15 protein-coding genes, 1 tRNA gene and 1 pseudogene are annotated in these 21,665 nt (G+C 66.6%); 6 read left to right on the top strand and 11 right to left on the bottom strand.

Annotated elements, in window-relative coordinates:
• Positions 1–372 precede the first annotated feature (372 nt).
• The 11 genes from GO615_RS23365 to GO615_RS23315 form a co-directional block, all read right to left on the bottom strand.
• Positions 373–448: transfer RNA gene (locus GO615_RS23365), tRNA-Ala, on the bottom strand.
• A gap of 54 nt (positions 449–502) precedes the next feature.
• A complete protein-coding gene (locus GO615_RS23360) occupies positions 503–1,561 on the bottom strand; it encodes an L-threonylcarbamoyladenylate synthase (RefSeq protein ID WP_169132284.1) in 1,059 nt (352 codons plus the stop codon).
• Positions 1,548–2,699 (bottom strand): 5-(carboxyamino)imidazole ribonucleotide synthase, encoded by a 1,152-nt coding sequence (locus tag GO615_RS23355; protein ID WP_169132283.1) that lies wholly within the window; start codon positions 2,697–2,699, stop codon positions 1,548–1,550. Before GO615_RS23355 ends, GO615_RS23360 begins: the two co-directional genes overlap by 14 nt.
• Positions 2,696–3,190: a 5-(carboxyamino)imidazole ribonucleotide mutase gene (purE, locus tag GO615_RS23350; RefSeq protein ID WP_169132282.1), complete on the bottom strand. Its 495-nt coding sequence runs from the start codon at positions 3,188–3,190 to the stop codon at positions 2,696–2,698. Before purE ends, GO615_RS23355 begins: the two co-directional genes overlap by 4 nt.
• Before the next feature lie 5 nt (positions 3,191–3,195).
• Positions 3,196–4,068, bottom strand: a complete 873-nt coding sequence (gene folD, locus GO615_RS23345) for a bifunctional methylenetetrahydrofolate dehydrogenase/methenyltetrahydrofolate cyclohydrolase FolD (RefSeq protein ID WP_169132281.1) — start codon at positions 4,066–4,068, stop codon at positions 3,196–3,198.
• Between the two features lie 265 nt (positions 4,069–4,333).
• Positions 4,334–4,942: an indolepyruvate oxidoreductase subunit beta gene (locus GO615_RS23340; RefSeq protein WP_169132280.1), complete on the bottom strand. Its 609-nt coding sequence runs from the start codon at positions 4,940–4,942 to the stop codon at positions 4,334–4,336.
• An 8-nt stretch (positions 4,943–4,950) separates the two neighbouring features.
• Positions 4,951–6,822, bottom strand: a complete 1,872-nt coding sequence (locus GO615_RS23335) for a thiamine pyrophosphate-dependent enzyme (protein WP_169132279.1) — start codon at positions 6,820–6,822, stop codon at positions 4,951–4,953.
• Positions 6,823–6,929: 107 nt separating this feature from the next.
• Positions 6,930–8,546 carry a cache domain-containing protein gene (locus tag GO615_RS23330; protein WP_169132278.1) on the bottom strand — a complete coding sequence of 539 codons (1,617 nt, stop codon included), beginning with the start codon at positions 8,544–8,546 and terminating at the stop codon, positions 6,930–6,932.
• 152 nt (positions 8,547–8,698) lie between these two features.
• Positions 8,699–9,298: a c-type cytochrome gene (locus GO615_RS23325; RefSeq protein WP_169132277.1), complete on the bottom strand. Its 600-nt coding sequence runs from the start codon at positions 9,296–9,298 to the stop codon at positions 8,699–8,701.
• Positions 9,299–9,327: 29 nt separating this feature from the next.
• Positions 9,328–9,960 carry a response regulator gene (locus tag GO615_RS23320; protein WP_169132276.1) on the bottom strand — a complete coding sequence of 211 codons (633 nt, stop codon included), beginning with the start codon at positions 9,958–9,960 and terminating at the stop codon, positions 9,328–9,330.
• A complete protein-coding gene (locus GO615_RS23315) occupies positions 9,935–12,646 on the bottom strand; it encodes a PAS domain-containing sensor histidine kinase (RefSeq protein ID WP_169132275.1) in 2,712 nt (903 codons plus the stop codon). The genes GO615_RS23320 and GO615_RS23315 overlap by 26 nt, the downstream gene beginning before the upstream one ends.
• Before the next feature lie 208 nt (positions 12,647–12,854).
• Between GO615_RS23315 and GO615_RS23310 the strand changes: the two genes are divergently transcribed.
• The 6 genes and pseudogenes from GO615_RS23310 to GO615_RS23285 all read left to right on the top strand — a co-directional run.
• Complete coding sequence (locus GO615_RS23310) at positions 12,855–14,048, top strand: ABC transporter substrate-binding protein (protein WP_169132274.1); 1,194 nt, start codon at positions 12,855–12,857, stop codon at positions 14,046–14,048.
• A gap of 359 nt (positions 14,049–14,407) precedes the next feature.
• Positions 14,408–17,077 (top strand): pyruvate dehydrogenase (acetyl-transferring), homodimeric type, encoded by a 2,670-nt coding sequence (aceE, locus tag GO615_RS23305; RefSeq protein ID WP_169132273.1) that lies wholly within the window; start codon positions 14,408–14,410, stop codon positions 17,075–17,077.
• Positions 17,078–17,098: 21 nt separating this feature from the next.
• Entirely contained in the window at positions 17,099–18,781 is a 1,683-nt protein-coding gene (gene aceF, locus GO615_RS23300) for a dihydrolipoyllysine-residue acetyltransferase (protein WP_169132272.1), read from the top strand.
• Between the two features lie 12 nt (positions 18,782–18,793).
• Entirely contained in the window at positions 18,794–20,578 is a 1,785-nt protein-coding gene (lpdA, locus tag GO615_RS23295; protein ID WP_169132271.1) for a dihydrolipoyl dehydrogenase, read from the top strand.
• A gap of 181 nt (positions 20,579–20,759) precedes the next feature.
• The gene (locus tag GO615_RS23290; RefSeq protein WP_169132270.1) at positions 20,760–20,918 is read left to right on the top strand and encodes a hypothetical protein; all 159 of its coding nucleotides are present in this window, start codon (positions 20,760–20,762) and stop codon (positions 20,916–20,918) included.
• A 191-nt stretch (positions 20,919–21,109) separates the two neighbouring features.
• Positions 21,110–21,665 (top strand): annotated as a pseudogene (locus GO615_RS23285) (GGDEF domain-containing protein); the annotation flags it as partial.

Below are 21,665 nucleotides of genomic sequence, written 5' to 3'. Positions count from 1 at the left end.
CGGTATGTCGGCGACTCGGCGGCCTTGCCACATGCGCCGCCGGCAATCGGCATGAGTGGCCCCGGGTTTCGTAAACGCTGTGACAGACCGTTTTTAGCCGATCAGCGCCCGATCGGCGCAAGTTCGTTCTGCCCTTCAGACCGGCTGGCATCGTTGACGCAGACACCACCCTGCAACCCATTGATTTTTAACGATCATCTGCCGCGACCAGCCACAGCTCAAACGGAGAAAAGAGAGGATTCTCAGCGCTAGCGGGCGAAAAATGACGTCCGGTTTGCCCTGCCGTGCCACTGCAAGCGGCTGAAACCCGCGCCAACACTGGGGGTTGCGGCAGAAATGACTGAGGCCAGCGCGAAGGCTGGCCTCATGTGTTGGTGGACCGAAGGAGGATCGAACTCCCGACCTCTGCATTGCGAACGCAGCGCTCTCCCAGCTGAGCTATCGGCCCAAGAGCGGCGAATTATAGCGACGCTCCCGGCATTTTGGAAGGGCGAGTCTTCACTCAGGTTTCGTCGTGTAAGTCGAGCGCTGCCTCTCCGTCGCCCGAACCCACCGCCGCACGGCCGAGGCGGTCGGCGATGGCTTGCCAGTCGGGCGTTTCCGGCAGCGCCTCGACGACGATGAAATCGGCGCCGCAGGCGTCCAGTTCGCGCAGGTTTGCGTACAGATCACGCGCGAAGCCGGCGGGTTCTGCCGGGGCGTTGCGCCAGGTCAGGCGGGCGTCCCGGGGATCGGGGCAGGTTCTCGCCAGGACGGCAACGCGGCTTCCCTCCCCTGCGAGCGTGGCGGCCTCCTCTATCAGCCGGGAGACGGGGATGAGCTGCAGCGGCGTGCGCGGCGCGTAGTGGGCCGCGAGCGAGCCGGAGACTCGCGGCTGGTCGGGCTCGGCGGCAGCGGCGCCCTCCTCCGCATGCGCGGTACGCGTCGCCGGCCGGCGACCGATGACGCGGGCGATGTCGTCGGCGGAGATCGCGCCGGGGCGGAGGATCACGGGCGTGCCGCGCGAGAGGTCGAGGATGGTCGATTCGATGCCGACCTGGCAGGGGCCGCCGTCGAGCACCAACGCGACCTTGTCACCCAGCTCCTCGCGCACATGCGCGGCCGTGGTGGGGCTGATGCGACCGAAGCGGTTGGCGGACGGGGCGGCAATGCCGGAGTCGAATGCGCGCAGCAGCGCGAGCGCGACGGGGTGATCCGGCACGCGCAGGCCTACCGTGTCCTGCCCGCCGGTGACGGCGTCGGGGACGCCCTCCTCGCGCTTGAGGATCAGGGTCATCGGACCAGGCCAGAAGGCGTTCGCGAGTGCGATCGCCTCCTTCGGGATGGCACGCACCCAGCGTACGAGGTGCGCGGCATCGGGAAGGTGGACGATCAACGGATGGTCGGCCGGGCGCCCCTTGGCGCTGAAGATCTTGGCGACGGCGTCGACGTTCAGGGCGTCGGCGGCCAAGCCATACACCGTCTCGGTCGGCATGCCGACGAGCTCGCCGGCGCGCAGCAGCTCGGCGGCGCGCCGGATCTCGTGCTCGTCCGGCTGCTGCGCGTGCTCAGTGCTCGTCATCGCGGATGCCGATCGCCGCGCGAGCCTGCATCGCGGTGGCGAGGACCTGTGCCGCGTCCTCGCCAATCACGGTGAAGTGGCCCATCTTGCGGCCGGGCCGGGCATGGTGCTTGGCATACAGGTGAAGGCGCAGGTTGGGGATCGCCTGCAGGGCCGACCAGTCGGGTTCGCGGTAGTCGCCGTTGTCGTCGTACCACAGCTCGCCGAGCAGGTTCACCATCACGGCGGCGCTGTGGGCGCGCGGCTCGCCGAGCGGCAGCCCGCACAGGGCCTTGACCTGCTGCTCGTACTGGCTGGTGACGCAGGCGTCGATGGTGTGGTGGCCGCTGTTGTGCGGGCGTGGCGCCATCTCATTCACGAAGAGCTGGCCGCCGCAGACGAAGAATTCGACCCCCAGCGTGCCGACGTAGTCGAGGCGCTCTGCAATGGCCTGCGCCACGTCGCGTGCGCGCTCGGCGAGCACTGGTTCGATGCGCGCCGGCATGATGGTGACGTCGAGGATGCCGTGGCGATGGCTGTTCTCGCCGGCCGGGAAGCAGCGCACCGCGCCGGCCTCATCGCGCGCGAGCACGACCGACATCTCGCTGTCGAGCTTGAGCATCTTTTCGAGCACGCAGGATTCGCCGCCGAACTGGTGGAAGGCGTGCAGCGCCTCCTCGCGGTTGGCGACGCGCGCCTGCCCCTTGCCGTCGTAGCCGAAGCGGGCGACCTTGAGGACCGCCGGGAAGAGCGCTTCGTCCGCATCACGCACATTCTCCTCGCAGCGGATCACCGCGAAGGGACCGTGAGGCAGGCCGTTGTCGGCGAGGAAGGTCTTTTCGGCGACGCGGTTCTGGCACACCGCGACGGCGCTCGCCGACGGGTGCACGGGAACGAACTTGGCGAGGTAGTCGAGCGTCGTCGCGGGAACGTTCTCGAATTCGGTCGTGACGGCCGCACAGCCTTGCGCCATCTCGTCGAGCGCGGCGTAGTCGTCGTAGGCGGCGGCGACGTGGCGGTCGGCAATCAGGCCGGCGGGGCTGTTCGGATCGGGATCCAGCACCCAGACCTTGTAGCCCATTTCATGGGCGGCAGAAACGAAGAAGCGGCCGAGTTGGCCGCCACCGAGCATTCCCAATGTTGCGGGAGGCAGGATCATTGTTCATCCAGGGTCATGTCGAGCACCGCCTGGGTCTGGCGCGTGCGGAATTCCTCGAGCTTCTTCGCCAGCGCGGCGTCCTCGTTGGCGAGCAGCGCAACGGCGAAGAGGCCCGCGTTCGCGGCGCCGGCCTCGCCGATCGCGAACGTCGCCACGGGGATGCCCTTGGGCATCTGCACGATGGAGAGCAGCGAATCCTGGCCGGACAGGGCCTTGGACTGCACCGGCACACCCAGCACCGGCACGGTGGTCTTCGCGGCGACCATGCCCGGCAGGTGCGCGGCACCGCCGGCGCCGGCGATGATGGCCTTCAGCCCGCGGCTGCGGGCGGTGTCCGCGTAGGCGAACATCAGGTCCGGCGTGCGGTGGGCCGAGACGACGCGCGCCTCGTAGGGGACGCCGAACTCCTTGAGGATCTTCGCCGCGGCCTGCATGGTGGGCCAGTCGGAGTTGGATCCCATGATGATCCCGATCAGGGGTTTGTCGCTCATGAGAATTAACCTTTCCTGCGCAGCGCGCGTTCGGCCGACTCGACGGTGTTCGCGAGCAGCATGGTGATGGTCATCGGACCGACGCCGCCGGGCACCGGCGTGATCGCGGAGGCGACGTCCTTCGCCCCTTCAAAGTCCACGTCGCCGCACAGCTTGCCGGCATCCGGGCCCTCGGTGAGGCGGTTGATGCCGACGTCGATGACGACCGCGCCCGGCTTGATCATGTCGGCCGTGACGAAGCGCGGCTTGCCGATCGCGGCGACGAGGATGTCTGCGCGGCGGGTATGGAAGGCGAGGTCGCGCGTCTTCGAGTGCGTGACGGTGACGGTGGCACCGGCGTTCGTCAGCAGCATCGCCATCGGCTTGCCGACGATGTTCGAGCGGCCGATGATGACGGCCTCGGCGCCCTGCACCGGCACGTTCGCGGCTTCGAGCATCTTCATGACACCATGCGGCGTACACGGCAGGAAGGCTTCCCGGCCCTGCGACAGGCGCCCGACGTTCTCGGCGTGAAAGCCGTCGACGTCCTTGTCGACGCTGATCGCCTCCAGCACTTCGGCCTCGTTGAACTGCCTGGGCAGCGGCAGCTGCACGAGGATGCCGTGCACGGCGGGGTCGGCGTTGAGCGCCGCGATCTTCGCCATGACTTCGGCGGCATCGACATCGACCGGAAAATCGAAGCGCAGCGAGCGGATGCCGGCCTTTTCGCAGCCGGATACCTTGTTGCGTACATAGACGGCGGAGGCCGGGTTGTCGCCGACGAGGATCACTGCGAGGCAGGGTTGCACCCCTTGCGCACTGAGCGTTGCCGCGCGGTCGGCAATTTCGCCGCGCACGTGCGCAGAGAGCGCGTTGCCGTCGATGATGCGAGCAGTCATGGAAGAAATGCCCTGATGAAAAACCGAGCATTTTATCGCAGGATCAGGGGCTTGTGCGAAGGCTATGCGCAGGACGCCGGGCAGTCGCACGACTGCAGTGCTCGTGAGGGCTACTGCAGGATTCTTCCTATCCGCACGGACTAGCAGGGCGGGAGGAGCCGCAGGCGTATCCCGCCCTGCGATCCTTGGGCGCGCGTCGGCCGTGGGATCGGCGGGATGCGCTGCGCTCGTCCCGCCCTACGCCCGACGCCCGACGCCCCACATCCTACGCCGCCAGCGCGTCGCCGCCGACAGCCTGCCGACCGGCCTCGAAGGCTTGACGGTTGGCTTCGACCAGATGCGGCTTGCGCGTGCCGAAGCGGGCCAGCACTGCATCACGCAGCACCTGCGCCGGGAACGGCAGGTGGTCGGCGCAAGCGCCCAGCATCACGGTGTTGCCGAGCCTGATGTTGCCGAGGTCAGTCGCGATCGTCGTTGCATCGAAGGCATGTACGGTGAGCCCGAGCGCGCGCATCTTCGCGACGGGATCCTCGGGATAGTCGAACAGGCCGAGATTGACGATAGGCGGCACGATGCGCCCGGAGTTCACCAGCGCGACGCCGCCCGGGCGCAGCATGTGGCTCCAGCGCAATGCCTCGGCCGATTCGAATCCGATGAGAAGATCCGCCTCGCCCGGCACGATCTGCGGTGACAGCACGACCTTGCCGAAACGCAGGTGCGAGGTGACGACCCCACCGCGCTGGCTCATGCCGGCAACTTCGGTCTTCTTCACGTCGAAACCGAGGGAGATGGCGGCTTCGGCAAGGATTTCGGTCGCCGTCATGACGCCCTGGCCGCCGACGCCGCACACGAGGATGTTGGTGATCTGGGACATGGCGGCGCTCACTTCCTGACGAACTGCACGGACTGGACGGATTGGACGGGGTCGGCATGCACGATGGCCTCGGGCGCACATGGCTGCACGCACAGGCCGCAGCCGGTGCAGGCCGAGGTCTCGATGCGCACGAAGGACAGATCGACCTCCTTGCCCGAAGCCTTGACGACCTTGTCGCGGCGCGTGACGTGGATTGCGGGGCAGCCGACTTCGACGCAGTTGCCGCAGCCGGTGCAGCGATCCTCGATGACCGTATAGGACTTGGCCGGCTGGTAGTGGTCGATCAGCACGCAGGGACGGTTGGTGATGATGACCGAAGGCTCCTCGATCTTCGTTTCCTCGCGCAGCGCCTTGAACAGCACCGGCAGTTCGTAGGGATCGACGACGTGGATGCGCTCCTTCTTCACGCCGAGCGCCTCGCACAGCTGGGCGAAATCGACGCGCGCGGTCTCATTGCCGTGGATGTCGCGCCCGGTGCCGGGGTTGTCCTGGCCGCCGGTCATGCCCACGGCGCGGTTGTCGAGCAGCAGCACGGTGACGTTGCCGCGGTTCCAGGTGATGTCGAGCAGGCCCTGCATGCCCATGTGCATGAAGGTGGAATCGCCGATCACCGCGACGACCTTCTTGTTCGCGTCGACCTTGCCGCGCCCCTTGTCCATGCCCAGCGCGGTGCCCATCGAGGCGCCCATGGAGATGCAGGTGTCGAGGGCGTTCCACGGATGACCGGCGCCCAGCGTGTAGCAGCCGATGTCGCCCGAGATGATGACGTTGCGCATCTGCGACAGCGTGTAATACACGCCCAGGTGCGGACAGGCGACGCACATCGTCGGCGGGCGCGGGAAGACCTGTTGCGCCGGGACATGCTCCGGCTCCGGCACGGCCTCGCCGCGCAGGCGCCTGACCGCGGGCTCGAGCACGTCCGGGGCGAGCTCGCCGATGCGCGGCAGCACGTCCTTGCCGTGGCAGGCGATGCCGGCGGCCTTCATCTCGGTTTCGAGCAGCGGCTCGGTTTCCTCGACCACCAGGACGGTATCGACCGTGGCGGCGAAGCGCCGCAGGCTTTCGAGCGGCGGCGGACAGGAGAGGCCGAGCTTGAAAACCGGCGCGTCGGGGAAGGCCTCGCGCACGTGCATGAAGGTGGGGCCGGAAGTGACGAAGCCGATGCGGCGGTCGCTACCATCGACCTGGAAATTGAGCGGCGAGACTTCGGCCTCGGCACGCGCGGCGGCCTCGCGCTCGAACATCGAAGGCAGGCGCGGCTTGGCATTGCCGGGCACCATGACCCAGTGGCGCGGATCCTTGACGAAGCCGGCGGGTTCGATCTCGATGCGCTCGCCGGTCTGCACCACGCCCTTGACGTGGCAGATGCGCGTCGTCAGGCGCAGGATCACGGGACTCTTGAGGCGCTCGGACAGCTCGAAGGCTGCAAGCGTCATCGCGTAGGCTTCGTGCGAATCGGCGGGTTCGAGCACCGGCACGTGCGCGAAGCGGCCCCAGTAGCGCGAGTCCTGTTCGTTCTGCGACGAGGACATGCCGACGTCGTCGGCAACGGCGATCACAAGGCCGCCTTCGGTGCCGGTGACGGTCATCGTCATCAGCGCGTCGGAGGCGACGTTGAGGCCGACGTGCTTCATCGCACAGAAGGCGCGCGCGCCGACCATCGAGGCCCCCAGGGCGACTTCCATCGAGACCTTCTCGTTGATCGACCACTCGGTGTGCAGGCCGGGGTAGCGCGACAGGACTTCGAGGATCTCGGTCGACGGGGTGCCCGGGTAGGCGGCGGCGACGCGGGTGCCTGCCTCCCAGACGGCGCGCGCAACCGCGTCGTTGCCGGACAGGAACATGCGGGCGGCCGCGGGAACGGTCTGAGTGACAGGCATGGGGTGACCCTGGACGATATGAATCGGAGAGCAAAGTTTACCGATCGGTCAACTTTGCTCTATTGACCAGGATCAAACGGGGCAAAATGCCCCGTACCGGAAGGATTTCAGTCGACGCGGAAACCCGCGGTGAGGGCCTCCAACGCCTCGGCGCTGTGCTTCAGTTTTTCCGTCGACTCGGTGCTGCTGCGGATTTCGCTGCTGCTGCGCTCGGCCATCTGTGCGACCTCCTGCATGTTGGTCGCGACGCTGTTGCTCGCCGCGGTGAGCTCCTTCATCGACAGCACGACGTCTTCAAGGCGACCCAGCGTGTCGTGCGCCCCCTCGCGGATCTGGCGCAATGCGTCGGCGGCCTCCTTGGAACGGCGGGCGCCCGAGTCCACCTTGGGCACGATCTCTTCGATGCTTGCCACCGCGCTCTCGGTCTCGGCCTTCACCGATACGATCACCTGCGAGATCTGCGCCGTGGCCGCACCAGTACGTTCGGCGAGCTTGCGCACCTCGTCGGCGACGACGGCGAAACCGCGGCCCTGCTCGCCCGCGCGTGCCGCCTCGATCGCCGCGTTGAGCGCCAGGAGATTCGTCTGGTCGGAGATCTCGCGGATCACGTCGGCGATTTCGCCGATCTCGCCGGAGCGGTCGCGCAGCACCTGGATCTGCTTGGCGGCGCTCGCCACGGTGTCGGAAATCTGCGCAATGCCCTCCGAGGCGTCGCGGGCGAGATCCTCGCCGCGCTGGGCGACCTCCGCGGTGCGCTGCGAGTTGTTGCGCGCTTCGTCGGTGTTGTCGGACACGTGGGCGATGCTCACGGCCATCTGCTCGATGGCGGCCGCGGTACTGCCGGCAACCTCGGTCTGGTGCAGCGCCGCGTCGTGGATCGCCTGCCCCGCGTCGGCCGCCTGGCGCACGGCATCGGTCACGTCGTGGGCATTGTCGCGCACGCGCCGGATGACCTCGGCGAGCCGCGACTGCATCTGGTCCATCGCGTAGGTGATGCTGCGAGAATCGCCCTCCTTCACCTTGACGTGCGACGTCAGGTCGCGCTCGGCGATCCGTGCGGCGACACGCTGCAGCTCCGACGGCTCGCCGCCGAGTTGGCGCAGGATGCCGCGACCGATGCGCCAGGAAACGAGAATCAGCAGCAGCGCGGCAACACCGCCGAAGATCAGGGTCTCGGTGGTCTGACGCCAGAAGACGCGGTCCATGTCATTCACGTAGACGCCAGTCCCGAGGATCCAGCCCCAGGGCGCAAACCCCTTGACGTAGGAAATCTTCGGCTGCGGCTCGCTTTCGCCGGGCTTGGGCCAGAGGTAGTCGACGAACCCGGCGCCATCCTTGCGCACGACCTTGACGAACTCGACGAACAGGCGCTTTCCCTTGGGATCGGCGGCGTCGCTCATGTCGCGCCCGTCGAGCTCCGGCTTGATCGGGTGCATCAGGGTATGCGGATGCATGTCGGTGATGAAGAAGTACTCGCCATCACCGTGGCGCAAGCCCTTGACCGCCGCCTTCGCGGCCGCCTGGGCATCCTCGCGGCTCATCTCGCCTGCCGCCTCGCGCTTGTGGAAGTACTCGAGCGTGCCATGGACGGCCTCCACGGCATGCCGGACGGTTCCCTTGCGTTCGTCCTCCATTGCTCCCCGGAAGGAGACCACGGCCTGGACCATCACCGCGGCGAACAAGACGAAAGCGACGATCACGATCAGCCGCAGACGGAATCCCACACTCAGTCCGTAAAGATTCGGCACAAGATATCCCCTCTAATTTTAATGGCCGCAAATATTAATTTGATAAGCGCCATTAACGGGTGAACGTCCCCAAACTTGAGCCATAGCGACGAACAGGAAACGATCGGCGGCACGTCCGCCGACGACCTTCACTCCATCACGCTGAGAAACTTCGCGACTGCCTCGATCTCCGCGTCGGCAATGTTCTCCACCACCGTGTGCATGACCATGTTGGGCGAGGTGCGGGAATGCTCGCGGAAAGCCCGCAACTGCGAGGCCAGATACTGCGCGTGCTGTCCGGCGAGGCGCGGCAGGTACATCGCGCCACGGCCCTGCGGGCCATGGCAGGTCGTGCAGGCCGTGACGCCTTTCGCCGGGATGCCCGAATAATAGATGTGGCGGCCGATGTCGACCTGCACCGGGTCGGCGTCCCGCTCCGGCACGATCGGCTTGGCGCTGAAATATTCGGCCAGCGCGCGCATTTCACCGCCGGAGAGGTCTTCGACGCGCTGTTTCATGCGCTTGCTCGTGCGCACGCCGGTCTTGAAGTTGGCCATCTGCCGGGTGAGGTATTCGACGTCCTGCCCCGCAAGCTTGGGAAATTCCGCCTCGCCGCTCAGGCCGTTCATGCCGTGGCACTTGCGACAGCGCTCGCGCACCAGTTGCTCCACCGGTCGGTCGGGGGCGGCAATGGCCGGGGCCATGCACCCGAGGACGAGGACTGCGACCAGACACTTCCCGACGCCCATGACTCCTCCTGCAACAGGCAGCACACCCGTCAGCGGCCGCCACCTCCGGGCACCGCCAGCACGTTCTGCACGAGTTCGGCCAGCGAGTTGGCCTCCATCTTCTCCATCACGCGCGCACGGTGTACCTCCACCGTCTTGATGCTGATGCCGAGCACGTCGGCGATCTGCTTGTTGAGCTTGCCAGCGATGATGAGATCCAGCACCTCGCGCTCGCGCTGCGTGAGGTGAGTGAGGCGCCGTGCGGTATCGGCCTCGAGCTGTCGCTTGTCCCGGCTCTCCTGCTCGGCCGCAAGGCATTCCGAGATCAGGCTCAGCATGTCGCGCTCGCTGAACGGCTTCTCGATGAAATCGACGGCACCTTTCTTCACTGCCGATACTGCCATCGGCACGTCGCCATGGCCGGTGATGAAAATCACTGGCAGCGTGAAGTGCCGACGCTTGAGCTCCTCGAAGAGTTCCAGCCCGCTCATGCCGGGCATGCGCACGTCGAGCACGACGCAACCGGTCATCGTCGGCAGGTAGTCACGCAGGAAGCTCTCGGCCGACTCCCATGCCTGCACGCGATAGCCGCTCGATTCGAGCAGCCACACGAGTGAATCGCGCAGGGCTTCGTCGTCGATGACGTAGATGCATTGTTCAGGTGCGGCGGACGGTGCGGTCACTGGCGAACTCTGTAGGCAAGGTGAATGAGAAGATGGTACCCCCTTCCGGATTGGAGTCCACAATCAATCGCCCGTCATGAAACTCGATGATCGAGCGGCAGATGTTGAGTCCCATGCCCATGCCTTCCGACTTGGTCGTGTAGAAAGGCGTGAACAGGTGGCTGCGCTCCTCTTCGCCGATGCCGTGGCCGCGGTCGATCACGGCCACTTCGACCGCCCGCGGGCCCAGTGCGCGCGCGCGCACCGTGAGCACGCGCAGCTCGGGCGGCAGGTCGGCCATCGCGTCGATGCCGTTCTTGATCAGGTTCAGCGCGACCTGCTCGATCATGATGCGGTCCGCAAACACCGCGGGCAGGTCGGGATCGACCTCCGACACGATGCGCGAACTCATGCGCCGGGCGTCGATCTCGGCGAAACCGATCGCGTCGTCGAGCACGTCGGAGATCTGCACCGCACTGCGCCGCGGCTCGCTCTTCTTCACGAACTCGCGGACGCGGCGGATGATCTTGCCGGCGCGCTCGGCCTGGAAGCTCGCCTTCTGCATCGCCGCCAGCAGGTCTTCCTCGCGCGCGCTGCCGGACTGGATGCGCGTCACGCAGCCCATGCAGTAGTTGGCGATGGCCGACAGCGGCTGGTTGAGCTCGTGCGCGAGCGTGGACGCCATCTCGCCCATCGTGATCAAGCGCGAGGTGCGCTGCAGGCGCTCGGCCTGCTGGCGCGAGACTTCGGCGGTCTGCTTGCGCTCGGTGATGTCGGTGGCGATGCCCATGCGCACGACGCGCCCGTCCACCCAGCGCGTCGCGTGTTCCCGCACGTGATACCAGCGGCCGGAAAGCGGATGCTGCAGTTCGCCGTCGAAGAGCTCGCGCGGCAGGTCGGCGGCGGTCAGGCCACGCGGATCGACCGGATAATCGCCGCGCTCGGGCTGCGGCACGGCGACGACGCGCACCGTCCGCCCGACGGCGTCGAAGCCATGGATGTTCTTGAACGCGCGGTTGGCGAACAGGATCTCGTCGGTACGCGCATCCGCGACGAACACCGCCGCCTCCAGACCGTCGATCACCGCCTCGAAGCGCTCGTGGGCAGCCTCCAACGCGGCGCGGATGCGCTTCGGCTCGGTGATGTCGGTGACCGAGGCCATCCAGCCGGTCTGCACGCCATTGGCGTCGATCAGCGGCGAGAGGTAGAAGCGCGCGTCGATGCGCTCGCCGTTCTTGCGCCGGATGTGCATCTCGAAGCCGCTCGGCGGCGCCCGGCCCAGCAGGGTCAGGTCCAGGTTGTGGCTGCACGCCTCGAGCTCCTCGGGCGCCCAATACGGGAAGGGGCGCGTGGCTCCGAGGAGCTCCTCCTCCTCGAAGCCGACCATGCGGCAGAAGGCGGAGTTCACATAGATGATCCGGCCCGTGAGGTCGATGGCGCGCATGCCGGTCATCACCGATTCTTCCATCGCCTTGCGGAAGGCCGACTCCGCGCGCAATGCCTCCTCGCCCGCCTTGCGGCCGGTGATGTCGTGCGCGACGGCATACACCAGCTTTTCCTCGCGCACCGGGTTGATGCTCCAGTCCAGCCAGCGGAAGCTGCCGTCGGCGCAACGGCAGCGGATCTCGAAGCTCACCGGCTGACCGTCCGCGAGCCGGCGCATCTGCTCGACGGCGAAGGGAACGTCGTCGGCATGCACGAGATCGAGCAGCGGCCGCCCGGGCAGTTCGTCCGGCAGGTAGCCGAGGATGCGCTCGAATGCCGGGTTGGCGCGGCGGAACACGCCATCGAGGCCGACGATGCACAGCAGGTCGAGCGACAGGTTGAACAGCCGGTCGCGCTCCTTCTCCACGCGCACGCGCCGCTGCACGTGCGACCGCAGCAGCCACAGGGTCCACAACACGATCACCGACAGGCCGACGATCATCGCCGTCGGCAGGGCCTGCGGCAGCTGGCTGGGGGTGCGGAAGGCGGTTGCACGCAGCACCAGGCCGGTGCCGGGAGGATCGAGCGGAATCGAATACGAGATCGACTGGTCGAGGTCCACGACGCTGGAGTTGACCGCCAGCGTCTCGCCCTGCGGGCCGATCAGCGCCAGGTGGTACTTCTCGCCGAACCAGCTGGGCACGAGATACTGCAGCACACGCTCGATCGAATACACGCCGACGATCGCCCCCAGGAACTCGCGCCCGTGGCGCACCGGGACGAACACATCCAGCACGTAACGCTTGCCCGGCGTCTGATAGGCCTCACCATAGGTCGCATGCCCCGTGTCGCGCGCGCGATACATGGCGGTCGCCTGGACACGCGACAGCGCATCGCCGGTCAGCCAGTCGGTGGTATCGAAGGGCGCGGTCCAGCGCACCAGCTCTTCCGGACCGACCCACACGACGTTCACGAGCTCGCCGTTGTTGGCGATGTGCTGGTTGGCACGCACCTGGAAGCCGTTCTGGTCGAGCGCCGACACGGCGAGGTCGCGGGCGAGCTGGTTGAGGAACTCCTCGGTTCCCTGCATGTGCAGGCGCATCGTCTGCTCGGCCCACTGCACGTCGCGCGCGACCGCGTTGCGCTGCGTTTCCGCGTCGCGCAACTGCAGCAGCCACACCAGCCCCAGCATCGTGAGCGCGAAGATGCCCACCGCCACGTAGGGGGCGGTCCAGTACAGGCGGGTCCGCGCAAGGCGGACGGAATCGGCGGAATCGGGCATCGGAATGCAGGACTGGCGGCAGGGTCGGAAGGAAGCTTGAACGCGCGCGCGTTGGCGCATGTGCTGCGGTCCGCCGCAATTGTCATGGGGGCGGCGCGGCGGCGTCAGTCGGGTTTTCCCCTAAGGAAGGCCACCGCCGCTGCGCTTGGGGTTTTCGCCAATTCTGCCCGGCCGCCCCCCCACGTACATTGTTGGCCTTCCTCACCTGATGAGAGATCTCCGCGTGCTGCGCCTGCTCCTCGCACTGCTGTATCTCCTCGCCCTGCCCGCGCTCGCGGCCGACCCCATACGCATCGGGGTGTCCGGACCGTTTACCGGTGGCTCCAGCCCGATGGGGATATCCATGCGCGAGGGCATCCGCATCGCCGCCGCGGAGCTGAATGCGAAAGGCGGCATCCTCGGCCGCCCGATCGAACTCATCGAGCGCGATGACGAAGCGCGCAACGAGCGCGGCGCCCAGGTGGTGCAGGAGCTCATCAACAAGCACCGCGTGGTGGCGGGACTGGGCATCGCCAACACCGGCGTCGCCCTCGCGAGCCAGCGCTTCTACCAAGAGGCGCGCATCCCGGTCATCACCTCGGTCGCGACGGGCTCCATCGTGACCCGGCAATTCCTGCCGCCGCAACATCCGGACAACTTCGTTTTTCGTATCTCGGCAAACGACACGATACAGGCCGCGATGATCGTCAGCGAAGCCGTCGAGCGGCGCGGGCTGAAGCGCGTGGCGATCTTCCACGACGCGACGAATTATGGCCAGCTCGGACGCGAGGATCTCGAACGCACGCTCGCCGAGCGCAACCTGAAGCCGGTGGCGGTCGAACGCTTCAACCTGCAGCAGACCGACATGACCATGCCGCTGCGTCGTGCACGCGAGGCCGGAGCGGAGGCAATCCTCACCTACGGCATCGGGCCCGAGCTCGCCCAGATCGCCAACGGCATGGCACGCATCAACTGGCGTGTGCCGCTGATCGGCAGCTGGACGCTGGCGATGTCGAACTTCATCGACAACGCCGGCCCCAACGCAGAAGGCGCACGCATGCCGCAGACATTCATCCCGGAGCCGACGAGCAGCCGGCGCAAGGCCTTCATCGAGGCATGGCACGAATCGACCGGCAGCGGGCGCATTCCTGTCCCACCCGCCGCCGCTCAGGGGTATGATTCCCTCCTTCTGCTCGCCGCAGCGATCCGCCAGGCAGGCACCACCGATGGCGACCGCGTCCGCGAGGCGCTGGAAAACCTCAACGAGAAGATCGAGGGCGTGGTCATGACGTATCGCACCCCCTTTTCGAAGGACCGCCACGAGACGATTACCAGCGTTCATGATATTTTCATGGGCGAGGTACGCGACGGGCGCGTGGTGTTCGCCTACGATGAAGACCGTCGCAGGGCATCGGGCCGCTAGCCCCACTGCATTCCGCTTTCCGAATCGGCCGGGAGATCTTCCTCTCCCTCCCTTTCTCCCGGCCGATTTTTTTCCCCGCCTCCACCTGGGCGGGTCATCCCTTCCCCGCTGCACTCGTCCCGCCACCGCTGCCACGAACGCGCCAGATGCCGTTCGCGCTGAGGCTTTTGCCATGCTTTCCGCGTGCCCGTTTCCATGCCCGAAATGAGCATCGGGAGTTATTGCACATCCTGAAATCTCGTTTTAGAATGCGAAAAATGCTGCTCGACGACCTCGATCGGCGCCTTACGGATTCGACCCGAATCACCTCGCAAGGGCGGATTCGCCAAACCGCGAAGCTCAACACAAGGAGACAGAGCATGGCCGCGACACCCAACGTAACGCTGCAGACGGACCCGGACACGATCGAGACCCAGGAATGGCTGGACGCCCTCCAGGCCGTCGTCGCCAATGAGGGTCAGGACCGCGCGCATTTCCTGATCGAGAAGCTGATCGAAGCCGGACGCGAAGAAGGGATCGACATCCCCTACTCGGCGACGACGCAGTACATCAACACCATCCCCGCGAGCCAGCAGCCGAAGTACCCGGGCAACCCGGACATGGAGATCAAGCTCCATTCGTACATCCGCTGGAACGCCATGGCGATGGTCGTGCGCGCGAACAAGCACACCAACGTTGGCGGCCACATCGCCTCCTTCGCCTCCGCGGCAGCCCTCTACGACGTGGGCTTCTCGCACTTCTGGCGCGCCCCCACCGCCGAGCACGGCGGCGACCTGATCTTCTTCCAGGGCCACTCGGTCCCCGGCGTCTATGCGCGCGCCTTCATGCTCGGCCGCCTCACCGAAGAGCAGATGGACAGCTTCCGCCAGGAAGTCGACGGCACGGGCATCTCGTCCTACCCGCACCCCTGGCTGATGCCGGACTTCTGGCAGTTCCCGACGGTTTCGATGGGCCTCGGCCCCCTGTGCGCGATCTACGCCGCACGCTTCATGAAGTACATGGACAGCCGCGACATGGCCAAGGCGCAGGACCGCAAGGTCTGGGCCTTCCTCGGCGACGGCGAGACCGACGAGGTCGAATCGCTGGGCGCGATCGGCATGGCCGGGCGTGAAAGGCTCGACAACCTGGTCTTCGTCATCAACTGCAACCTGCAGCGTCTCGACGGCCCGGTGCGCGGCAACGGCAAGATCATCCAGGAACTGGAAGCCGAATTCCGTGGCGCCGGCTGGAACGTCATCAAGCTGATCTGGGGCACGCACTGGGATGCGCTGCTCGCCCGCGACACCAAGGGTCTGCTGAAGAAGCGCATGATGGAATGCGTCGACGGCGAGTACCAGACCTTCAAGGCGAAGAACGGCGCCTATGTGCGCGAGCACTTCTTCAACACCCCGGAACTGAAGGCGATGGTTGCCGACTGGACCGACGACGAGGTCTGGCAACTGAACCGCGGCGGCCACGACCTGTTCAAGATCTTCTCGGCCTACAAGGCCGCCGTCGAGCACAAGGGCGCCCCGACGCTGATCCTCGCCAAGACCGTCAAGGGCTTCGGCATGGGCCAGGCCGGCGAGGCGATGAACATCTCGCACCAGCAGAAGAAGCTCGACGAAGAGGCGATCCGCCGCTTCCGCGACCGCTTCGGTATCCCCGTGCCGGACGACAAGCTCGCCGAGCTGCCCTACCTCAAGTTCGCCGAGGATTCGCCCGAATACAAGTACATGATGGAGCGCCGCGTGTCGCTCGGCGGCTTCCTGCCGCAGCGCCGCCGCACCGCCGACCCGCTGGCCGTGCCCGCGCTCGACAACTTCGCCGCGCTGCTGAAGGCATCCGGCGAAGGCCGCGAGCTGTCGACCACGATGGCCATCGTGCGCATCATGAACACGCTGCTCAAGGACAAGCAGATCGGCCGCCACATCGTGCCGATCGTCCCCGACGAGTCGCGTACCTTCGGCATGGAAGGCATGTTCCGCCAGTACGGCATCTGGAACCAGCAGGGCCAGAACTACGTGCCGGAAGACCATGACCAGCTGATGTTCTACAAGGAATCGAAGACCGGCCAGGTGCTGCAGGAAGGCATCAACGAAGCCGGCGCGATGGCCGACTGGATCGCCGCCGGTACCGCCTACTCGGTGCACGGCGTGCAGATGGTGCCGTTCTACATCTTCTATTCGATGTTCGGCCTGCAGCGCACGATGGACCTGTGCTGGGCGGCTGCCGACCAGCGCACCCGCGGCTTCCTGATCGGCGGCACCGCCGGCCGCACCACGCTGAACGGCGAAGGCCTGCAGCACGAGGACGGCCACAGCCTGCTGCTGGCCAACATGATCCCGAACTGCGTCAGCTACGACCCGACCTTCCAGTACGAAGTCGCCGTCGTCGTGCAGGACGGCATGCGCCGCATGTTCGCCGAACAGCAGGACGTGTACTACTACATCACGGTGATGAACGAGAACTACGAGCATCCCGAGATGCCTGCCGGCGCCGAAGCCGACATCGTCAAGGGCATGTACGCGTTCCGTAAGGGCGGTGAAGGCAAGCTGCGCGTTCAGCTGCTGGGTTCGGGCACGATCTTCCGCGAAGTCATCGCCGCGGCCGACCTGCTGAAGAACGACTGGGGCGTCGAGTCCGACATCTGGGGCTGCCCGAGCTTCAACGAACTGGCCCGCGACGGCCAGGACGCCGAGCGCTGGAACATGCTGCACCCGATGGAGGCGCCGCGCCTGTCGCACGTCGAGAAGTGCCTGAAGGACACCACCGGCCCTGTGATCGCCGCAACCGACTACATCCGCATGTTCTCGGAGCAGATCCGTCCCTTCGTCAAGCGCACCTACGCGACGCTCGGCACCGACGGTTTCGGCCGCTCGGACACCCGCGAGAAGCTGCGTCACTTCTTCGAAGTGGATCGCCACTGGGTCACGGTTGCCGCACTCAAGGCGCTCGCTGACGACGGTCTGATCCCGCGCGACAAGGTTGCCGCCGCACTGCTGAAGTACAACCTCGATCCCAGCAAGCCCAACCCGATGAGCGTCTAAGAGAGCGAGGGAGACAAGAACATGAGCCAAATCATTGAAGTGAAAGTCCCGGACATCGGCGATTTCGATTCCGTCCCTGTTATCGAACTGTTCGTGAAAGTCGGCGACACCATCAAGGTCGACGACGCGATCGCGACGCTTGAATCGGACAAGGCGACGATGGATGTGCCGTCGTCGGCCGCCGGCGTCGTAAAGGAAATTCTCGTCGGCCTCGGCGACAAGGTCGGCGAAGGCAGCGTGCTGATCAAGGTCGAGACGGCCAACGGGGCAGCGGCCGCAGCGCCTGCCGCAGCCCCCGCTCCGGCGGCTGCTCCCGCGCCCGCCGCTGCCGCCCCGGCTCCGGCAGCTGCCCCCGCGGCAGCTCCGGCCGCCGCCGGCCCGATCGAAGTCACCGTGCCGGACATCGGCGACTTCTCCGACGTCCCCGTGATCGAACTGTTCGTGAAGGTCGGCGACACGATCAAGGTCGACGACGCGATCGCGACACTCGAATCGGACAAGGCGACGATGGACGTGCCCTCCTCGGCCGCCGGCGTCGTGAAGGAAGTGAAGGTCAAGCTCGGCGACAAGGTGTCGATGGGCAGCGTCCTGATCGTCGTCGAAGGCGCGGGTGCTGCTCCCGCCGCTGCAGTGGCTCCGTCTGCCCCTGCAGCCCCCGCCGCTGCCGGCACCACCGCCGTCCAGGCGACACCGGCCGCTTCGACGGCCGCCTTCAGCCAATCGGCGCTCTCCGCTCCGGCCGCTGTCGCTGCGCCGTCCGCCGTCACCCTCGGCGGCAAGGTGCATGCGAGCCCGTCCGTGCGTGCCTACTCGCGCGAACTCGGCGTCGATCTCGCGCAGGTCAAGGCGACCGGCCCGAAAGGCCGCATCCTGAAGGAAGACGTCACCGCCTTCGTGAAGGGCGCGATGCAAACCGGCGTCGTCCCGGGCAAGGCCGCTCCGGCTGCCGCAGGCGCGAGCCTGGGCGGCGGGCTGGATCTGCTGCCCTGGCCGAAGGTCGATTTCTCGAAGTTCGGTGAAATCGAAACCAAGCCGCTGTCGCGCATCAAGAAGATCTCGGCACAGAACCTCTCCCGCAACTGGGTGATGATCCCGGCCGTGACCTACCACGAGGACGCCGACATCACCGACCTCGAGGCCTTCCGCGTTGCGATCAACAAGGAAAACGAGAAGTCGGGCAAGAAGCTGACGATGCTCGCCTTCATCATCAAGGCCTCGGTTCGCGCGCTGCAGCAATTCCCCGAGTTCAATTCCTCGCTCGACGGCGACAATCTGGTGCTGAAGAAGTACTTCAACATCGGTTTCGCCGCGGACACTCCGAACGGCCTGGTCGTGCCGGTGGTGAAGAACGCCGACAAGAAGAGCGTGTTCGAGATTGCCGCGGAAACGGGCGAGCTCGCGAAGAAGGCCCGCGACGGCAAGCTCGGCCCGGCCGACATGTCCGGCGCGTGCTTCACGATCTCCAGCCTGGGCGGCATCGGCGGCACCTACTTCGCGCCGATCGTCAATGCGCCGGAAGTCGCGATCCTCGGCGTCAACAAGTCGGTGATGAAGCCGGTGTGGGACGGCAAGCAGTTCGCGCCGCGCCTGACGCTGCCGATGTCGCTCACGGCCGACCACCGCGTCATCGACGGCGCGCTGGCGACCCGCTTCAACGTCTATCTCGCTCAACTGCTGGCCGACTTCCGTCGGGTCATGCTGTAAGGAGGCCATGCCATGAGCCAAGTTGAAGTCAAGGTTCCGGATATCGGCGATTTCGATTCCGTCCCGGTGATCGAACTGTTCGTGAAGGTCGGCGACACCATCAAGGTCGACGACGCGATCTGCACGCTCGAATCGGACAAGGCGACGATGGACGTGCCCTCCTCGGCCGCCGGCGTCGTCACCGAAGTGCTGGTCAAGGTCGGCGACAAGGTCGGCGAAGGCGCCGTGCTGCTGAAGGTGGAGGCTGCAGGTGCGGCCGCTGCGGCAGCCCCCGCCGCCGCGCCGGCTCCGGCCGCCGCACCTGCGGCGCCGGCTGCTGCGCCTGTGGCAGCCCCGGCTGCTGCAAGCCACGCCGGCGGTGCCGACATCGAGTGCGACATGCTCGTGCTCGGCGCCGGCCCAGGCGGCTACTCCGCCGCGTTCCGCTCGGCCGACCTCGGCCTGAAGACGGTCATCGTCGAGCGCTACGCGACCCTCGGCGGCGTGTGCCTGAACGTCGGCTGCATCCCGTCGAAGGCGCTGCTGCACGTCGCTGCAGTGATGGACGAAGCCGAGCACATGTCGGCCGCCGGCATCACCTTCGCGAAGCCGACCGTCGACATCGACGCGCTGCGTGCCCACAAGGACAAGGTCGTCGGCAAGCTGACCGGCGGCCTTGCCGGCATGGCCAAGGGCCGCAAGGTTGACGTCGTGCGCGGCTATGGCGCCTTCCTCGACCCGAACCACGTCGAAGTCGAAGTCACGACCGGCGACGGCCAGGACAAGACCGGCGAGAAGAAGGTCATCAAGTTCAAGCAGTGCATCATCGCTGCGGGTTCCGCCGCGGTGCACCTGCCCTTCATCCCGCGCGACCCGCGCATCGTCGATTCGACCGGCGCGCTGGAGCTCCGCTTCGTGCCGCAGAAGATGCTCGTCATCGGCGGCGGCATCATCGGCCTGGAAATGGCGACGGTGTATTCCACCCTCGGCACCCGCGTCGATGTCGTCGAAATGCTCGACGGCCTGATGCAGGGCCCCGACCGCGACGCCGTCAAGGTGTGGGAGAAGCAGAACAGCCACCGCTTCGACAACGTGATGCTCAAGACCAAGACCGTCGCCGTCGAGGCGAAGGACGACGGCCTGTGGGTCACGTTCGAGGGCGAGAAGGCGCCGCAAGGCCCGCAGCGCTACGACATGATCCTGCAGGCGGCCGGCCGCAGCCCGAACGGCAAGAAGATCGGCGCCGAGAAGGCCGGCGTCGTCGTCACCGACCGCGGCTTCATCCCGGTCGATGCGCAGATGCGCACCAACGTGCCCAACATCTTCGCGATCGGCGACGTCGTCGGCAACCCGATGCTCGCGCACAAGGCCGTGCATGAGGCGCACGTCGCGGCGGAAGTCGCCGCCGGCGAGAAGTCCGCCTTCGACGCCACCGTGATCCCGGGCGTGGCCTACACTCATCCGGAAGTGGCTTGGGTCGGCTACACGGAGGAACAGGCGAAGAAGGAAGGCCGCAAGGTCGAGACCGCCAAGTTCCCGTGGGCCGCTTCGGGCCGCGCGATCGCCAACGGCGCCGACTACGGCTTCACCAAGCTGATCTTCGATGCCGAAACGCATCGCGTGATCGGCGGCGCCATCGTCGGCCCCTCGGCCGGCGACATGATCGGCGAAGTCTGCCTCGCCATCGAGATGGGCGCGGACGCAGTGGATATCGGCAAGACCATCCACCCGCACCCGACGCTGGGCGAGACGGTCGGCATGGCCGCCGAAGTCGCTCACGGCAGCTGCACCGACGTGCCGGCGCCACGCAAGAAGTAAGGACGGCAGGATCATGATCAAGGGGCGCTTCGGCGCCCCTTTTCTTTTTCTGCTCGCCCAGCCCGCCTCCGACGCGCGAACACCGCCCCATGAACTTGCAGCCGAGCTCTAATACTGTATATACTTACAGTACTCGATCAATACGGCCCCACAGAGGGCCCTTTTCCCGACGGAGACCGACATGGAACAGTGGATCAATCGCCTTCTGATGGGCTGCGGCGGCACCTCCGGCCTGATGCTCGGCACCGGCCAGGTCGTCGAAGCCACCACCCTCGCTGCGGCAACCATCGTCGCGGTCGCCATGCTCCGCATGCGCTCCCGCCTGAGCGACGACTGCTGAACCTCCCCCCGGCGGAGTGAAGTCCGCCGCCCCCTGCATATCCGGCCGCCAGCCGCAACCCCGATCGTCGGGTGACCCCGCGCCCCCTCGTGCACGAATTCGCACCACCGCAATAGCGCGCTCCGACCCGGATGAAATCCTCCGGGTTAATATATCCGGCCCCTACCGTTCCCCATCTGGCCGGCCGTCCCATGCCCCCCACCCTGCCGTCGGAAATCGCCCGTGAAGTCCTGCGTCTCATCGCAGCCCGGCGCCTTCCGCCGACACCCGAGAATTTCACCGCGCTTTACCACGAAGTCGCAGGGACGCCCCCCGCGTCAGCGCATGCCGAAGCCCGCCTCCTCGCCTCGTTCGCCCGCCAGCTTCCGCGCGACACCGCCGAACGGGCCCGCTTCGTGCGTGCGCTCGACCAGGCGCTCGCCGACGGCAACACGGACAACGCGCGGCAGGCCTTCGGCCTGTACCTGGCAAGCCTCAAGTCGGACCAGGAACCCGCCTGGAACGAGCTCATAGCCACCCTCCTCCGGCAATGGGAAACGCGCCAGATCGGCTGGACCATTGCGCGCAAGCGCGAATCGCTCGAACGCGTGCTCGCCGCAAACGACCCCAAGACGCTCTTCACCCGCCTGCGCGGACTCGTCGACGCTTGGTCGAAACTGCCGGCAAGTCCCGAGGCACCGTCCGAAACGGCCATACTCCCGCCTCGACCCAGTGCCGCTTTCACCGAGGCGCGCCGCGCCTTGCCCT

Source organism: Aromatoleum evansii, assembly GCF_012910805.1.
Lineage (GTDB): Bacteria > Pseudomonadota > Gammaproteobacteria > Burkholderiales > Rhodocyclaceae > Aromatoleum > Aromatoleum evansii.
The sequence above is the reverse complement of the archived record's forward strand: the minus strand, read 5'-3'. Positions and strand labels throughout refer to the sequence as shown.

What these genes read in the sequence shown, in the direction of transcription:
- aceF (WP_169132272.1), top strand. Translation starts at nt 17,099, where the DNA reads ATGAGCCAAATCATTGAAGTGAAAGTCCCGGACATCGGCGATTTCGAT.
- GO615_RS23360 (WP_169132284.1), bottom strand. Translation starts at nt 1,561, where the DNA reads ATGACGAGCACTGAGCACGCGCAGCAGCCGGACGAGCACGAGATCCGG.
- GO615_RS23290 (WP_169132270.1), top strand. Translation starts at nt 20,760, where the DNA reads ATGGAACAGTGGATCAATCGCCTTCTGATGGGCTGCGGCGGCACCTCC.
- GO615_RS23355 (WP_169132283.1), bottom strand. Translation starts at nt 2,699, where the DNA reads ATGATCCTGCCTCCCGCAACATTGGGAATGCTCGGTGGCGGCCAACTC.
- GO615_RS23310 (WP_169132274.1), top strand. Translation starts at nt 12,855, where the DNA reads ATGAGAGATCTCCGCGTGCTGCGCCTGCTCCTCGCACTGCTGTATCTC.
- folD (WP_169132281.1), bottom strand. Translation starts at nt 4,068, where the DNA reads ATGACTGCTCGCATCATCGACGGCAACGCGCTCTCTGCGCACGTGCGC.
- GO615_RS23335 (WP_169132279.1), bottom strand. Translation starts at nt 6,822, where the DNA reads ATGCCTGTCACTCAGACCGTTCCCGCGGCCGCCCGCATGTTCCTGTCC.
- lpdA (WP_169132271.1), top strand. Translation starts at nt 18,794, where the DNA reads ATGAGCCAAGTTGAAGTCAAGGTTCCGGATATCGGCGATTTCGATTCC.
- GO615_RS23325 (WP_169132277.1), bottom strand. Translation starts at nt 9,298, where the DNA reads ATGGGCGTCGGGAAGTGTCTGGTCGCAGTCCTCGTCCTCGGGTGCATG.
- GO615_RS23315 (WP_169132275.1), bottom strand. Translation starts at nt 12,646, where the DNA reads ATGCCCGATTCCGCCGATTCCGTCCGCCTTGCGCGGACCCGCCTGTAC.
- aceE (WP_169132273.1), top strand. Translation starts at nt 14,408, where the DNA reads ATGGCCGCGACACCCAACGTAACGCTGCAGACGGACCCGGACACGATC.
- purE (WP_169132282.1), bottom strand. Translation starts at nt 3,190, where the DNA reads ATGAGCGACAAACCCCTGATCGGGATCATCATGGGATCCAACTCCGAC.
- GO615_RS23340 (WP_169132280.1), bottom strand. Translation starts at nt 4,942, where the DNA reads ATGTCCCAGATCACCAACATCCTCGTGTGCGGCGTCGGCGGCCAGGGC.